At 59.0% G+C, this 16,192-nt stretch carries 8 protein-coding genes; 1 reads left to right on the top strand and 7 read right to left on the bottom strand.

Features of this window, described 5'->3' with window-relative positions; genetic code table 11:
* Positions 1-109: 109 nt before the first annotated feature.
* The 7 genes from JNN07_12300 to JNN07_12270 all read right to left on the bottom strand — a co-directional run bounded on the left by JNN07_12300 (position 110) and on the right by JNN07_12270 (position 11,803).
* Positions 110-727: an NADH-quinone oxidoreductase subunit B gene (locus tag JNN07_12300; GenBank protein ID MBL9168515.1), complete on the bottom strand. Its 618-nt coding sequence runs from the start codon at positions 725-727 to the stop codon at positions 110-112.
* A complete protein-coding gene (locus tag JNN07_12295; protein ID MBL9168514.1) occupies positions 718-1,095 on the bottom strand; it encodes an NADH-quinone oxidoreductase subunit A in 378 nt (125 codons plus the stop codon). The genes JNN07_12300 and JNN07_12295 overlap by 10 nt, the downstream gene beginning before the upstream one ends.
* A gap of 922 nt (positions 1,096-2,017) precedes the next feature.
* Positions 2,018-4,522, bottom strand: a complete 2,505-nt coding sequence (locus JNN07_12290) for a hypothetical protein (GenBank protein MBL9168513.1) — start codon at positions 4,520-4,522, stop codon at positions 2,018-2,020.
* Between the two features lie 349 nt (positions 4,523-4,871).
* Positions 4,872-5,861: a carboxypeptidase regulatory-like domain-containing protein gene (locus tag JNN07_12285; GenBank protein ID MBL9168512.1), complete on the bottom strand. Its 990-nt coding sequence runs from the start codon at positions 5,859-5,861 to the stop codon at positions 4,872-4,874.
* Between the two features lie 39 nt (positions 5,862-5,900).
* Complete coding sequence (locus JNN07_12280; protein MBL9168511.1) at positions 5,901-10,124, bottom strand: redoxin domain-containing protein; 4,224 nt, start codon at positions 10,122-10,124, stop codon at positions 5,901-5,903.
* Positions 10,125-10,145: 21 nt separating this feature from the next.
* Positions 10,146-10,517 carry a BlaI/MecI/CopY family transcriptional regulator gene (locus tag JNN07_12275; GenBank protein MBL9168510.1) on the bottom strand — a complete coding sequence of 124 codons (372 nt, stop codon included), beginning with the start codon at positions 10,515-10,517 and terminating at the stop codon, positions 10,146-10,148.
* Between the two features lie 320 nt (positions 10,518-10,837).
* Complete coding sequence (locus JNN07_12270) at positions 10,838-11,803, bottom strand: amidohydrolase family protein (GenBank protein ID MBL9168509.1); 966 nt, start codon at positions 11,801-11,803, stop codon at positions 10,838-10,840.
* A 669-nt stretch (positions 11,804-12,472) separates the two neighbouring features.
* On the opposite strand from JNN07_12270, the gene JNN07_12265 reads away from it, so the two are divergent.
* A complete protein-coding gene (locus JNN07_12265) occupies positions 12,473-16,000 on the top strand; it encodes a c-type cytochrome (GenBank protein MBL9168508.1) in 3,528 nt (1,175 codons plus the stop codon).
* Positions 16,001-16,192: the final 192 nt, after the last annotated feature.

The following is a 16,192-nucleotide window of genomic DNA, read 5'->3' as shown; positions in this document are numbered from 1 at the left end:
CGCCTCATTCCCTCTTCCTCGTTCAGCGGGGGTTCCAAGAGGGCTGCGGGGATTCCATGCTGGACGATCCCCCCGCTCCCGAGCGCAGCGGACGCTCCCTTTCACCCGATCAACCACGTGCCACGGGCGGACGCCAGAGGGAGTCGTTTCGCGGCGGAACGAGATCGTGCTCGCCGAACTCGGGCACGGGGAACTCGCTCGGTAGCTCCGCTTGGAGATGTCGCGGCCGATTCGGACCGGTGAGCGACTGCGCATCAATCTTCCGCTGCAAGGTCATAAACGCATGAAGCAGCGCTTCAGGACGAGGCGGACAGCCCGGGATATGCACATCGACAGGAAGAAAACGATCGATCCCTTTCAAAACGTTGTAGCCCTGCTTGAAGGGCCCGCCTGAGATCGCGCAAGCCCCCATCGCGATCACATACTTAGGTTCCGGCATCTGATTGAACAGACGAACCACCTGCGGCGCCATTTTCTTGGTGACCGTGCCGGCCACGATCATCAGATCCGCCTGACGCGGCGAAGGACGAAACACCTCGGCACCAAACCGGGCCAGGTCGTGACGAGCCATGCTGGCAGCCATCATCTCGATCGCGCAGCAGGCCAGACCGAACTGAAGCGGCCAGACCGAACTGCGCCGGCCCCAGTTGTAAAGCTCCTCGAGCTTGGTCACGAAGATTCCCTGCTTCTGCAGCTCGTTCTGGAGGGCCGCGTCGATCATCGCCATCGCAAGACTCCCTTCATCCACGCCCAGACCAACCCCTCCACCAGGAGAAAGATGAACAAGAGCATCGCCAGCGCGGCACCCACACTCAATTCGGTGAAGGTCACCGCGAATGGAACCAGAAAAACCACCTCCACATCGAAAACCAGAAACAAGATCGCGTACAGGTAATACTCGGATCGAAACTGCACCGTCGCGTCCTGCTTGGATTCGAGACCGCACTCATAAGTGGCGTTCTTCTGGAGTCCGGGTTTGGCAGGAGAGAATTGGTTCGCCCATAAGCGGGCGAGCAGGAGAGGCGCAAGGGGGAACAAAACCGCCACCACGAGAAAGACCGTCAGAAAGAAATAGGGATGGTAGCTGTCGCTCATGTCATTTCGCCCACGGAAACCACTCTGGATTCGCGCCAACCATGTGTTGGACGGACGCTAGCTCTTGAGAAAGGGCGGGTCAATGTAAAGTGCTGCGGTTGGAGCTATTCCACTCCTCGTTACCCTCCTGCAACTAATGATCGCTACTCAACAAATTAATACCACCACAATTCTTGCTATGACTCACTTGACTTCGAGAGGTAATGGCTCTTTACTGTGCGCGTGCCCCAACTCTCAGTCTCGGCGCTTGATAGAGTTGAGTGGAGTTCGAATGTTCTTTGACAGAAAATCAGTAGTGGCTTTTGCGCAGATGGGCTCCTGAGTGTTCAAGCTTGGAGAAGCTTAAACCCGGAACCTTAACTATTTTAAGACTTTCGCTTGGGGACGATACAGACCTCGAGCGGATCTCCACGGAAGCCTACTCCTGTATTAATTCGAAATTCCCCGGGCTGTGAGGGTCATCCTCTGACCACACAGCCCGGTTTTTTTATGCCCGGATGCGGCGCGCCTCCTGGCCGTTTTACCCAGCCTTCGTCGGAAACTTCATCGGAAACTTTGTCGATTTGGGCGACATCCGGGAGGTGTTTGCCCACGGAGCACGCAGATCACGCGGACGGGAAATGAAGCTCAGAAATGAAGATATCGGAGGTCCCCTGGTTTTTTCTCAATCCGTGTGATCGGTGTGATCCGTGGGCAACACCTCCCTCCTTCCTGTTCTTTCCCCTTCCGATGGGCCGAGACCCCGACCAACGTGCGGGGTGAAGGAACGGACTTTTACACCACAGAGACGGGAAGGCCGCAGAGAAGAAATCCGATCTCTGTGTTCGTACCCTCTCTGCGCTCATCCCGTCTCTGCGGTGCAAACTCCGTTCGTGAATCTTTCCCCCGCCGACCTGGTTTACCTCTACTACCCCACCCTGGCCTACTCCTCGCGCACTCGAAAGAATCGCATTTTACCCACCGGGGCCTGAACCCGAACCAGCCGTGGTGTTCCGTCGCCCGTGATGGCCTCCAAAACCTCCCATCGCGCCGGCTCCAAACCCTCGCTCGCTTCCAGATAGCACTTCACTAACGGCATTGTTCCCACAGTCAGTTCGATCCCAGCAGTGGAAACCGCTACACTGATGATCGGGGCCTCAGGTGTACCACCCGTCGTATCCCCCTCGAGGTAAACCCAACGAGAGTCGGATGGGACCCAGGCTCCGGAGGAGTAGCGAGTGAGTGCCGCTAGCTCATGGAGACCGGTAGGCACGACCGAAGGGAACAGCGCTTCATAGGGCGCGACCACATCGCTAGCAAACTCGCGGCCGTCGAGGAAGAAACTCACTCCCTCGACTCGCGCCTCTTCCGGAAATGAGAGCGTCGCACGCTTCCCATCATGAACCAGCTCGCCTGAGTGCCCGCATTTCGGCAGATCCACGCAACGATCCATCACGCAACACTCCGTCGAATTGGTGTTTAAGGCCAAGAGTTTGAGACAGAGCTGATCGGGACACAGGTTCGTCTTGATCACCGAAACCGTCACGTTGGTGACGCCGCCAATCGGGACCGGCGGAACGAAGCTAACCGACGCCGGCGAAATAGAGAAGCAGGCCGGGCTCAGCTGGAGCAAGTAGAGCGCGCCAACGGCCTGACCCGAATTGTTCTGGAACGCGAACGTGTAACTCATCACCCCCGTGGCGGGATCACAATCAACTTTGGACTCCCCGATCGGAGGCAGACAGCAACGAGGCAGCTGGAGGCAAACCGGAACGATACAGCACTGACTGAAATCGAGGGTGTGAAAGGCCAGCTGAAAGCACAACTCCTTCACGTCCACACCCGCTGCGCCCACCGTCAATGTGACATTCGTGCAGATGCCCTGCCCCGGCGCGATTCCCGAAGGAAAATCAAGAATCGGCCCAGGCGACATCGACACCCCGGAGGGCAACCCCAACGAAACGATGTGATAGATCGTATTCGTCCAGCGGTTCGTGAAGCAGAAACTGTAGGAATACACCTCCCCCGCCTGACATTCCACTCGACCTGAGACAAACTGGACGCAGGCCTTCTCTGGCATGATCTCCACGTCGGCGCCGATGCCTTTCACATCGGGCCCCGAGGCGGTATAGCCGGGGTCGTAGGGAACCGCATAAGCCTGGACGGCCTGGGCCAGAACCGCGGGGAAGTCCGTGCGCCGCACTCCTTGAATCCCATGGGGTCCCGGACTACCCGCCAGGTCTGCGCTACTCATCCAAACCAACGTCTCCGGCTGGCCACTTTCCGGCCCGAAATCCGCTCCCCCATAACCTTCCCCCAGGGAACTGTTCTTTCCAGAGGCCAGCGTTTTCACCACACTCCAAGAACTTCCCGAATACTGCGCCAGCTTCACGGGAGTGTAGTGGTTGGCCACCACATAGTAGTCGGTGAAAGAACCTCCGTTAGCCGTAGTGCGTAACATACCTCGCTCCGCTAAGGTCATGGTGAGTCCATCACGGGACAGCGAGAGGTCACTAACCGGGGTGGAAAGATACCCCGCCGCGGCTGCGCTTGTCGGCGTCACGGTCAAAACCGCGATGTCGGAGGATGGATTAAGCGCACCCCCAGGAAGAATCCCCACGCTGCGAATGACTTGCGGGTTTGACGCGGTGCCTTGGTTCCAAACCGAGTAGAAGAGCTGCCCGCCTGAAGCCTCGATAGCCCAGAGCCTATCTCCCAATGGGGGCATACCCGGCAGCCCGTTGTCGGGTGCCAGGGGGTCAAACACTCCCGAGATCGTACCCACCAACCCGCTCTTCGTGATCCGATAGATCCTACCATCTTCGAGATTGGTCGCGAACAACTGGTCGTGAGCCTCGTCGTAGGTGAGATTCCCGATGCCCGGCCCCGCGGCCGAGTTCCAGGGCAGATTGGGATCCGCCTGCTGGGGCAGCACCACGAACACGGTGACCACCCCCGTGAGGGCATCGATGCGATAGATGGTTCCGGAGGATTGAATCGGATTGGAGCCGCCGATGGTTCCAAACTGCAGGTACGGATTCCCGAAGAACGGAGCGCCCCAGTACGGCACGAACAAGCTGTGAGCCGCCACGTAAATATTCCCCGTGGAGTCGATGGTGATCCCGAACACACAGCCCAGTCGCTGGGCGGACCAATCCGGGTGATGATACATCGGGGGATTCCACAACGCGGCCGTCGTTCCCTGAACGGTGTATTTCGGGAGAGGAGGCGTTCGAAGATCCACCAATCCGAACGGGAACGACAAGTTGGGCGGCACTGTCGCGCCGCTGGCGTTCTTCTGCTGAGCGGCGCACGTGAGTGCCGCGATTCCGGGCTGCATGATCGGGCCGGCCCACGGCGCGGCCGCGGGAGCCGAACTGGGGGACACGGTGAGCAGGAGGCAGGCGACCAGGTAGGCGAGAGAGGGGAGGACAAGTTTCGTTTTCACGGTTAGATCCCGATAGAGTTGGAAAAGGAACGCCCGCGAAAACAAGGCGCTTCATGCGGACACGCATGAACTGGGTTCGAGAAGCAACCTGCGCTCGGGAGGAGAGGCAAGCAAGAGAATAGAGCGGGTTGTATAGGAGGATTAAACCTGAATGATGGCGAGGAGCCCGACTCCGTTCGGGGGGCCAAAAGCGGCAGAGGGCTGCACGACGACTGAACTAGAAGCTTAGTAGGATCGTTTCTCGATCAACTCCAAGACGCTTCGCGAGGCCGACTGGCCGTTTGGAGTGCTGTAGCCCTCTACAGCTTTTCAGCACCCGACGGAGTCGGGCTCCTCGCCCTGAAGTTTGCTAGTCCACGCCCTTGAGAGGATCCTCGGGAGAGTTAGAAACCGGCCGTCCAAGCACATCCATCGGCTTTAACGGGTCTCCCGGCTCCACCAGAATTCGCAGGGGGTAAACGTCGCCACTCCAAAATCCCAAGAGCTGCCTAGGATCGGCCGAATCAAGACTTCGGTTCCGACCGGACACCCGATAGTTTGGAAGATCCACGCGCAGGGCAACCACCTCTATTGGAACGGCCGGAAACTCAAATGACCCATCCAGATTCAAGGACGTCTCCATCTGATCCTGGAATCGATCACGAATGAGGATTACCTGCGCCTTGGCCGATAGGGCGAGAGAAACTTCGTCCTTCAGTTCAACTCGCCCCCTCATTGGAGTTACCTTGACGAGTGCCAGGTCGCCGACCCCCACTGAAAGGCCATCGTCCAAGGTCCGAATAACACGGGCGGGCACCATGGAGCCATCGTCCCTCCCACGCAGAGAAGTGGAGAGCACGAAGCGTGTGTTCGCTGGTAGGTGTGACATGACAAACTCTCCGTCCCCCCCGGTGCGGGCCAGGAAGCCATTTAAGAAAAGTCCGGGGCCACGAGCCTCGGTTTCGGCAACCACCACAACATCCCTCACCCCTTTGCCCTGCGAGACCACCTTTCCGGAAACGGCGGCTCCCTTAGGCAGAACGAGGATCGGATCTCGACCCAGATTCAGCGCAGACCAGAGGGGAGCGAAGTCCGTAGCTTGCACGGTAACATGATAAGCGGTCCATCCGGTCTCTGTCGGCAGGCGGAATCGCCCCTGTGAATCCGAGACGACGGTTAAGGCAGCTTCGCTACTCGGCAACCACTCTGTTTTGAACTCGGCCGCCCGCCCCCGAACGATCACGCGAGCGCCAGACACCGGCCGCCCTGCTCTGTCCAGGATGAGGCCCGACACCGACACCCCAGCTTCGACCAACGGGCTCACCAGAACCACCATGAGGAGCAGGAGGCAGATTTTCATAACATTCACCGCTTAGAGAAGGATCACACCATCGTGAGGTCAGCGAATTATCGGTTGCTCCACTACTTTCCGAGCCACCTCCAAAGACCTGCCGATGGGCAGATCGAGCAAGAATGGCCGACCTTCGGGGGTGAGCAATAGCGAGCGCGGAATTTCAGCGAGGCTGAGCTGCTTAACGATGGCACCGCGCTGCTCGCTGGTAAGATGAAGTTGTGCCCAATCTAGAGAAAGGCGTTGGATAGTCTCTTTCGACTGGGAAAACTCCCCATCCAAATTGACCCCGATGAGAGTGAACTTGGGTTGCTGGCGGCTCCAAGCATGAACCTCCTTCAGCTCTGCCATCCGTTCGAGCGAACGGTCCGACCAACTCGACCAGAAATGCAAGAGCACCCACTTTCCACGCAGGGAAGCGAGCGACAACGGTGCCCCGTTCTGCCCACGACCTTCAAGTTCCAGAGGAACACCCGACAGTTCCACAGGCGTCGAGCGTCCCGATACAATGAGCCCCAGATCCAAAGGAAGATCCGGTCGCAGCCCGGTCACGCGGGGAATGGTGACGCGGTCAATTGCCTCCGGTTCATCCAGTCCTTGGAGAATCCAAGGGAAGATGCGTGACGTCGCATACCGACTCACTCCAGAATAGATCTCATACTCCCCCGGCTCCACTCCGCGGATCCTAAAGGCTCCATCGGGCTGGCACTGGATGAGATAAAAACGCCTCTGCCGAAAGTAGTCACGGGCAGCCTCCGTCGAAAGAAACTCAACCATCGCCTTGAAGTACCGATCCGGAGAAGCGAACGTGCGTCGTTCTGGCCACTCCAACCGAGGTAGTTTCTTCACCAAGAGATTGACCAACTCTGGCTCGGAGTAGGCATCGGCACCCCGCGCGGGGGTAGGCACCAGACGCCCAATCACATCCGCTGCTTCTCTCCCCGGATTCAGACGGACCGTTTCCCCTGCACTGACATGCACACTGTGATGATCCTGCAGAATACCCGAGGAACTAGAACCGTATCGTCCGATGATATAATCGCCCGGCGTCACATGTTGGAAGACAACTTTTCCCTGCTTGTCGGAGGTGGCTTGGATACCGCCTGCATTCAAGCGCCCTGGAATGTAGATCAGACTCTCTAGCGAACATGCCACCGCTGTCTTATCCAGCTGGTTCAGGTCCCACTGCACTTCGATACGTCCCCAGGCTTCCAAAAGGATGCTGGAATGCTGGTGACACTCACCCAAAGTGATTACCTTTGTTCCCGTGATATGCCTGACAACCAAGGGAGTTTCAGACACATCTATCGGGAGTTCAAGTCGACCATCGGCGCCGCTCTGCCGTTCCTCGAAACCAGAGCCCGATCCTGACGGATAGCGGCTACCGAATTCTGGCAAGAAGCCCGCCTGACGACCCTGAGCGCGATACATAACCGCTTCCACAGCTGGCGAACCGTCTGGTTGAAGCACCCTGACGTGGCGAGGAACCGAGCTAGGCTTGAGTGAAAACCGGAGTCGTTGATCCCCTTGGGTGAAGTGGTACTCCTCGGTCACCAAAGGTTCATAACCCGCTGCCACCACCTTTAACCGATAGCGATTCCAGGAGGCAGAATCTGAATCCAGTTCAGTAGCCTCCTGCGCACGATGCAGCTGAAAGCTAAAATCACCGCTGTCATGTTTTGCCAGCAGTTGATAGCCAGAATTGGGATATCCCTCCCTCCGTAATCCCAGAATCTGGTAGTTCTGAATTGGGGCACCTGTAATCGAGTCAACTACCTGTCCTGAGAGTGAAATCGACTCGTTTTCCCACGGACCCAGGATCTTGATTGTACGCTCGCGCTGCTCCCCCCCCATCCGAAAGGAAACGAGCCGGGAACCGCGAGCGAAGAGCAGATCAAAATCCTCCCTCGGTGCATCCATCCATTCCAACCGTCCTTGGGCATCGGTAAAACCAGACCAGGGGATAGCCGGGGCGGCAAGGTTCGAAGAACCAGCGAAAGACACGTGAACCTGAGAGATTGGATTACCAGATCGATCCACAACATGAAGCCGCAAAGGGAGAGCTTTCCGCAGAATGATCGAGACCGGAACTTTACCCCTTCGTAAAGGCACAACTTGAGCCTGAACGGCGTAGTTCGTAGCTTTCACCAGGATGGTATGCTCACTCCAGGCCTGATCCCATAAACTCAGTGACCCGGACCGATCCGTCTTCCCCTCCGGTACCAGATCCTTCAAAGATCGATCGCGAATTGTGTAATCAAGATCCTCGTTGCGAACCAACAAGTACACGCTCGCGTCCGGCACCGGCATTCCAGACGCATCCGAGACCCGGACATCCAGATCTATCCCAGTCTTCCATTCCAGGACCGCCGCTTGGCTCATGAGTGATTCCAACCGCACACGAGGATGACTCGGAGAGAGCCCGGAATTGGGTGCCGAACTAAACCAGCGGCGCCCACCGGTCGGTCGAAGGACCTCCAGGCTAGCCCTCACCACGGGCGAAGGCGCTCGGTCGAAAGTCCACCGACCATCACCGTCCGTCTCCACCACCGTCTGAAAGCTCCATCCTGGCATTTGGGAGATAGTCGGAAGCTCCAAGCCAGGCTTTCCGGCAGGCACGGGCCAGGGGATGCCAAAACTGGAGAGACGGACGCGCGCCCCAGCGATTGGCTTTTGCTCCGAGTCGACGAGTCTTCCCCCCAAACGCACGCCACGACCCAGACGCACCTGCAGGTCCCCCTTCACACCGGTCCCGAGGGTTCCTGGAGAATTATGCCACTGGACGCGGCTGGCAGCATAGTCACGGTGAGCGACCACGACGCTCATCATCTTGTACTGTATGAGAGCGAAGTGACGTATCGAGGCCATGCCGCGCGCATCCGTCTCCACGATCCACTGCGGAGGCTGTACCCTAATATAGCCCAGGGTATCCACCATCACCACCGCCTTCTCGATCGGTTGTCCCGTTTTCTCATCCAGCACCTCGATGCGGCAGACAGGTTCGGAAGACCCGTCATTATCTTTGTATCCATTGGAGACATTCGCCCCCTCCAAAGCGACTGCGGCAGCGGTAATGAGGCCTGCGCCAGCCGATTCGGGGTTTTGCGAGGAAGACTCCGCCCGGACCGGATCGACATCTTTACCGTTAGGGTCCGTGAGTCCAACCGCCCCGAGCCCCACAAGCAATACCAGCGCCAGAGCAGACCATCGTCCCGGTTTTCGAAAACGGGCGATCATCCGAATGCGTGCACGCAACGCCCCAGGATCCTCACCCATGCCCACCAACCCGGCGACCATCGGCCGCTGCGAGATATCCTCGACAAGGCTGATGATCGTTTCTCCATAACCCCTGGCCTCCTTGGGGTCGATATATTGCAGGGCCAACGCATCACAGGCCAACTCACGGTCCACCCGAATGCGTCTCATCGCGAGCCAGACCAGGGGATTGAACCAGTGAACAACCACCAGCAAGATCATGATCCCATTCAGTGGTAGGTCTCTACGCCGAAGATGCGCCAACTCATGCAGGAAGATGTGCTGGAGTTGCAAGACCGCGAAGCGATTGACCAGACCAGGAGGCAGCAGGAGCCGAGGCCGCCACAATCCGAAGAGCGCCGGACTCGCGACAGCGTCTGTCTCAAAAACTAGTAGATTTCGCTTGAGGCTCATTCGGTTCCGGCAGGCCGTCAGAATCGAATCAACTCTCGGATCGTTCAGGGGATGGAGCCGCGCAACGCGTCGACTGAAATGCCAGGCCGGCAACCCAATCAAAACCCCAAAACCCACCGCTCCCAGTGCCCAAACGAATGCGACCCACTTCATCCAGGGCCACGGGCTCTGCGGGAGCGATGGAGAGAAGCTCTCCCGATTCGCGAATGGGGTGATGTCACTGGTAGGAAGAGGAACAGAAGCCCCTGCAAGCTGCAGGTCCTCACGCGGCTCATCGGCAGAGGAGATATCCTTCGAGATCGGCGGTCCGACGGGCAAGGACTCGAACCCGGACTGCCTCGCAGGCAAGTCGGTCGCTCGATCCAGCTTTTCGGAAAAAAGCGGCACCCGCAACGAAGGCACCAAGCTGAACATACTCCCCTGCCATTCGAATGAAACAGGAAGCGCCAGGCGCACCAAGACGATCAACCAAAGGCCGTGCCGCCAACGCGGGGCAAGCCGTTGACCGAGGAGAGCTTGAAGGGACAAGACAATCAGCACGAGCACTCCCCCCTGCCAGGAGGAGCGGAGCAGAGCTAACAACGCTGAGTCTAAAATGTTCATCGGTTGCCCCCCTGTTGATCGTTATTTTCCGTCGAGAAGTTTTCGGAGCTCCTTGATATCGGACGCTGACAGCTTCTTTTCTTCCACCATGTGAACGAGCAGCGGCTTGAGGGAGCCTCCAAAGACACGACTCAGAAAACTCTCACTCTCCACGCTTGAGCAGGTGCGCTCATCCACCAGCGGATGATAGAAATACGCTCGGCCGTCTTTTCTAAACCCAAGCGCGCCCTTCTGCACCAGGCGGGCGATCAAGGTCTTCGCCGTCTTGGGATGCCAACTCGGGTCGTCGCGGCGAAGCTCGTCCAGGATCTCCCCCGCCGACCGGGGTGACTTCTGCCAAACCACTTTCATCACCTCCCACTCCGTCTCGGAAATACGCGGTATCGGTTTCATTCTAGCGATCGCCTACAACTGTAGGCATTCATGAGAACTACAACTGTAGGCAGTGTGTGGCAAGAGAAATTTTGAAGCATCGCTGTAGAGGCCACTTGTTCCATTTTGACCACAGAGGGGGCTGTATTGCCTACGGATCACGCGGACGGGAACGAAACTTAGAAATGAAGAGATCCGAGGTCCCCTGGTTTTCTCTCAATCCGTGTGATCTGTGTGATCCGTGGGCAACACCTCCCTCGTTTCCGTCGCTTCCCCCTCCGATGGGCCGACACGGCCCACGCTACAATTGTAGGGTCGTCCGTCCCCGGACGATTCCCCGCTCACCGCAACAGCGACGCGATCCGGCTGAAATGCTCCGCATCAAACCCCATCGCCCGCTTGAGTTGGACATCGCGCTCGATTACGTTGGGTATTCTCTGGCATCTCCGATACTCCTTCCAGGGTAACAGACCGCGCATCCATGCCCACAAACCCTGAATCGGCACCGGAAAGTCGCTGCCGTGCACCAGTCGCTCCCGCAGGGGAGACTGCAGGCACTTTCGAATGTGCAGCCCACGCATGGGAAGGTTGAACGCGCTCGTGTCCCCATACAGATTCGGATAACGCTGCGTCATCTCCCGGAAGTGCTCAAAGTAATCCGGATCCCTCAAACCGCTGCGAGTCCCGCAGTGCGCCGCAATGACCTTCACCCCACACTCCAAGGGGAGCGTCAACACCCGCGGGTCGGCCAGCTCGGCACGCACGACCGGCACGGTGTGCTCCCCTCCGGTATGGGCGAGCAAGGGCAGATCCGCCTCCGCCATGCGTTCCCAAAACGGAGTGTAACGCCGATCGTTGCAATCAATGTTATGACAGTTCGGGAGGCACTTCATCAAAACGGCCCCACCCTCAATCGCCCGCTCCAACTCGGCCAGGGCATCCGCGCGAGCCGGGTGAATCGATACCCCGGGAAGGAATTCCGGAAACTGACGCGTCAGCTCCAGAAGATGATCGTTCGGAACATACAGGGAGCCCACGCCGTCCATCACCCGTCCGTCGGCATGATAAACCTCATCGTGCGCCAAAAGAACGATCCGATGGATGGACGACTCCTTGATCAAACCCAGAAGCCGTTCGACATAGATTCGGTCCAGGTCCTTGGCCAGCGCATCCTGCGACAGGCCTATGTGCTGCAGCATGAAACGGGCAAGAAACCGGTGGGCGCCGCTCAGGCGCAAACGACAGCCGCTCCCCGAGCTTCCGTTGCCGACCATGTGCACGTGTGCGTCCACAATCATTGGCTTCATCGCCCGACAGGATCCCTGGCTTTGCCTCGATAATCCATTGCAAAAAAGTACAAGAGGGGACTTAAAGCCGAACAGCCCAAGTCCCACTACCCCCATCCGGCACAACCAGAGACGTCGTATCTTTAACTCGGAAATTCGGGACTAAACAAGTTGGGCAAAACGGCAGTTCCTCACCTTGGTGTTAGGGGGCCCGAACCCGCAGGGTTCACAGAAATTAACCGGGGGTGCCAGCACCCCCGGAACCGTTAGAATTACCGAGCATCGCGCAGCGATGCCACCGGGTTCTGAGGCCCACGTCAGCCCTACTCAAGAAACCAGATCTGTTCTAGGCTACTCGCCGGCCGGTGGCACACCCTTCAGGGTGCTGTTCAACAGGGGGCCGACAGACCGGGGGTGTCGCTGCCCTCCACGCCCCGGCTAATCTCTGTGAACCCTACGGGTTCCGGAACTCCAATAAAAAATGAGCAAAGTGAAATGGGCAGTGTGAAACACGTCGAGGTTGTTTCCAATGTTCTCACACCAAGCGTGTCATCCCTGGTGGAGATCTCTTGAGGACTGGATAGCTGTCTTCAGGCTAGCTCCCGAAATCTGCGGTGCACCGAGGCCCCACCAAATGAACAGATTCTCCTCCCGTTCGTCGAAAATCCGTTGCAAACTAACCCCATGGCCATGCAGAACATCGTTCCATCCTCCCGTCGGTTATCCTTGAACAGTCTCGGAATTGTGGCCGCCGTTCTGGTGCCCGCCGGACTCCAGGCCGCCGACCCGTTCGCCGAGGGGGTTCGCCCCACCGATCCGCTCACGCCGGCCGCCCAAGCGAAGACGTTCCATCTCCCTCCTGGATTCACCATCGAGTTGGTGGCGTCGGAACCGCAGATCGCCAAGCCGATGAACATGGCCTTCGATGCCCGCGGCCGCCTTTGGGTCACCACCTCCTACGAATATCCTTTCCCCAAAAAGCCAGGCGAAGCAGCGCGGGATGCCATTAAGGTGTTTGAGGACACCAACGGGGACGGCAGCTACGACCGTGTCACTACGTTTGCCGAGGGATTGAACATCCCTATCGGCATCACCCCCTACGGAAACGGATGCCTCGCGTGGAGCATTCCCAACATCTGGTATTTCCAGGACACCGACGGCGACGGAAAATCAGACCGCCAAGAGGTGGTCTTCGGCCCGCTGGGCTGGGAACGGGACACCCATGGCAACATCGCCAGCTTTATCCGCGGAAACGATGGCTGGATCTACGGCACCCACGGCTTCAACAACAACTCGACCTTCAAGGCCAAGGACGGAAGCAGCATCAGCCTCAACTCGGGCAACACCTACCGCTTCCGCCCGGATGGCTCGCGGGTGGAACAAATGACCTGGGGCCAGGTCAACCCCTTCGGCATGTGTGTCGACGAACGGGGTTACTTCTACACTGCCGACTGCCATAGCTCACCGATCTATCAGCTCATCCCCGGCGCTCACTACCCGAGTTTCGGCAAACCCGACGACGGACTGGGCTTCGCTCCTACCACGGTCGAACACAGCCATGGTTCCACGGCGATCTCCGGCATTGTAATGGTCGAACACGACGGATGGCCGGCCGAGTTTGCGGGCAACCTGTTCATCGGAAATGTGATGACCAGCCGGATCAATCGCGATCGCGTGGAGTGGCGAGGAAGCAGTCCGGTGGGACATGAACTGCCCGATTTCCTGAGCACCGACGACCCCTGGTTCCGTCCCGTGGACTTGAAGTGGGGGCCAGATGGCGCCCTCTACATCGCCGATTTCTACAACCGCATCATTGGCCACTATGAGGTCCCGCTCACGCATCCGGGTCGCGACCGCGAACGTGGCCGGATTTGGCGCGTCCGTTACACCGGTGCGGGGAGCACGCCGCCGGTGGCGATTCCCAATCTGGCACGCCTGGATGCCCCTGCCTTGATCAAACAACTCGGCTCCACTCTTCCGGTGTTGCGCACTCTCGCCTTCAACGAACTCGTCGATCGGGTGGGCATGCCCGCGGCGAGCCTGGCCAAACAGGTTCTGGCCCAAAAAACGGCCAGTCCTCAAGAAAGAGTCGGTGCTCTCTGGCTGCTCCTCCGCCTGAGCAAATTGGACAATGAGGTGATCCGATCGGCCGGGGGCGACAGCAGCCCGCTCGTCCGAATCCACACTCTGCGCGCCATCGCCGCTCAAGCCAAGCCCAGCTCGGTCGGATCCGATCTGCTCATGCGCGGACTGGAGGACAGTGATGCTCACGTGAAACGGGCCGCTGCCGAAGGACTGTCGATGCACCCCTCCGTGGCCGGTATTCAGCCGACGTTGGCCGCCCTCCGGGTGACACCCGCGGCTGACACCCACCTGCGGCATGCCTTGCGAGTCACCCTGCGCAATCAATTCCGGCTGCCGGGTGGATTCGAAGAATGGAAGTCGAAAGCCGGCGACGCGGAGCTTTCGCGAATCATCGCCGATATCGCCCTGGCCGTCGGGTCGGCCGAGGCCGGCCAGTTCCTGCTGCATCACCTGCAGAAATTCCCATCCGACGCCGGCTTTCAAACTCGAGCCCTGAAGCAGGCCGCTCGCTACACCGCCCCGGATCAAGTGCCGGCCCTGATCGACCTGCTCAAACGCACATTCGCCAAGGACGCCCAGCAGCAGGCGGAATTGCTCACGGCGATGCGGCAGGGACTGGCCGAGAAAGGGCACACCAAACTTCCCGCGGTCACCGAATGGTCAACCGACGTTGCCGAATCCCTGCTGAAACAGTTCATCGGGGCCGACGGCGGCTGGGTGTCTGTTCCGGCTGACCCAGCCAGGGAAAGCGCCAGCCCGTGGATCTTTCAGGAACGACGCAACCGAGCGGGTGTTGCTTTGTCCCTGATCAGCAGTCTGCCTCCCGGTGGGGAAGCCCTGACCGGAAGCTTCGTTTCCTCCGAGTTCACGGTTCCCGGCGAGCTGAAGTTTTACGTCGCGGGACACGATGGATTTCCGGATCAACCCGCCAAGCACACCAACCGGGTCATCTTGCGGGAGGCCTCGACAGGACAGGTGCTGGCCGAGACCTTCGCGCCTCGCACCGATGTAGCCACCCCGGCTGTATGGAACCTTTCCCCACATCAAGGGAAGCGCGCCCGCATCGAGATCGTGGACCAGGACAACGGACCCTCCTATGCTTGGATCGCCGCAGGAAAATTTGAGACCGACCTGATCGGCTGGCCTCGACTGGCTCCGCGTGACATCGGAGCCCACCTCAAAACAGTAATCGACCTCGCCGAGGGGGCGGATCTCGCCCGTCTCTCAGCAGTGCTCCAACAACTCGCCGAAACACCTTCCACCGATCTCGCCGTGGCGTCGACGGCAGTGCGTATCCTCACGTCGCAATCGAAGGCCGACGGACTGTCCCTCGTGGGTATGCTCGCGGCGGATCCCTTGCTGTCGCCTCACCTGCGTCGCGAGCTGTGCACCGCCCTCGCCCAAGGGGATTCCGCACGCTCCGCTGATGTCCTGCTGGAAGCCTTCCGTCAGACCTCGTCGCGGATTCAGACCAAGCTGGCCGAAACGATGGCTGGGCATCCGGTCTTGGCGGGGCAGCTGATGGATTGGGCCAGCCAATCCAAGGTGAACGCCCGCCTGCTCAAGGAAACCGCCGTCCGCTCCAAGCTGTCGGCCACGCTGCCCGCCTCCAAGGACCGAATTGAACAGCTCACCGCCGGGCTGCCGAACGCGGATCAAACGGTGCAAAAGCTGATCGATGATCGGCGTAACGGCTTTAACCCCACTCAAGCGGATGCAGTCCGGGGGGCGGCTGTGTATGCCCAAGCCTGCGCCGTATGCCATCAGCTGAAAGGGGTCGGCAAGTTGGTTGGCCCCCAATTGGACGGCATTGGAAACCGCGGGTTGGAACGTCTCTGCGAGGACATCCTGGATCCCAACCGGAACGTCGATCAGGCCTTCCGGACCCAGCTGTGGGTCATGAAGGATGGCGAAGTGCTGACCGGATTGCCGCGTCGGGAAGAGGGCGACCTGGTGGTGCTGGCCAATGCCGCTGGGCAAGAAACCTCCTATCCCAAGAAGGACATCCAGGAACGACGTGACTCACCCAACTCTCTGATGCCTGAGAATCTGGGCGAGGCAATACCGCCAGCCGACTTCAATCATTTGCTAGCCTATCTTCTGCAGCAGTCAGGACCTGGAGGAGGGAAGTAGGATTTCTCATTGCTCATTGCTCCGCCCCCCCATGGGCCGACACGGCCCACGCTAGTGCGACTGTGAAGCGCACCAACATAGCAGGGTGAGAGTCCCTGTCAGGCCTATGTTCACCAGGCCTGTGACTGAAAGTAACCGCGGCACAGCAATGTGACCGTGGAGAGCAACTGGAAGTGAACTGCCAGTCCGTAA

This window comes from Verrucomicrobiales bacterium (assembly GCA_016793885.1).
Lineage (GTDB): Bacteria > Verrucomicrobiota > Verrucomicrobiia > Limisphaerales > UBA11320 > UBA11320.
The sequence above is the reverse complement of the archived record's forward strand: the minus strand, read 5'-3'. Positions and strand labels throughout refer to the sequence as shown.

Coding starts and splice junctions, on each gene's coding strand:
- JNN07_12300 (MBL9168515.1), bottom strand. CDS start 727: ATGGCGATGATCGACGCGGCCCTCCAGAACGAGCTGCAGAAGCAGGGA.
- JNN07_12295 (MBL9168514.1), bottom strand. CDS start 1,095: ATGAGCGACAGCTACCATCCCTATTTCTTTCTGACGGTCTTTCTCGTG.
- JNN07_12285 (MBL9168512.1), bottom strand. CDS start 5,861: ATGAAAATCTGCCTCCTGCTCCTCATGGTGGTTCTGGTGAGCCCGTTG.
- JNN07_12280 (MBL9168511.1), bottom strand. CDS start 10,124: ATGAACATTTTAGACTCAGCGTTGTTAGCTCTGCTCCGCTCCTCCTGG.
- JNN07_12275 (MBL9168510.1), bottom strand. CDS start 10,517: ATGAAACCGATACCGCGTATTTCCGAGACGGAGTGGGAGGTGATGAAA.
- JNN07_12270 (MBL9168509.1), bottom strand. CDS start 11,803: ATGAAGCCAATGATTGTGGACGCACACGTGCACATGGTCGGCAACGGA.
- JNN07_12265 (MBL9168508.1), top strand. CDS start 12,473: ATGCAGAACATCGTTCCATCCTCCCGTCGGTTATCCTTGAACAGTCTC.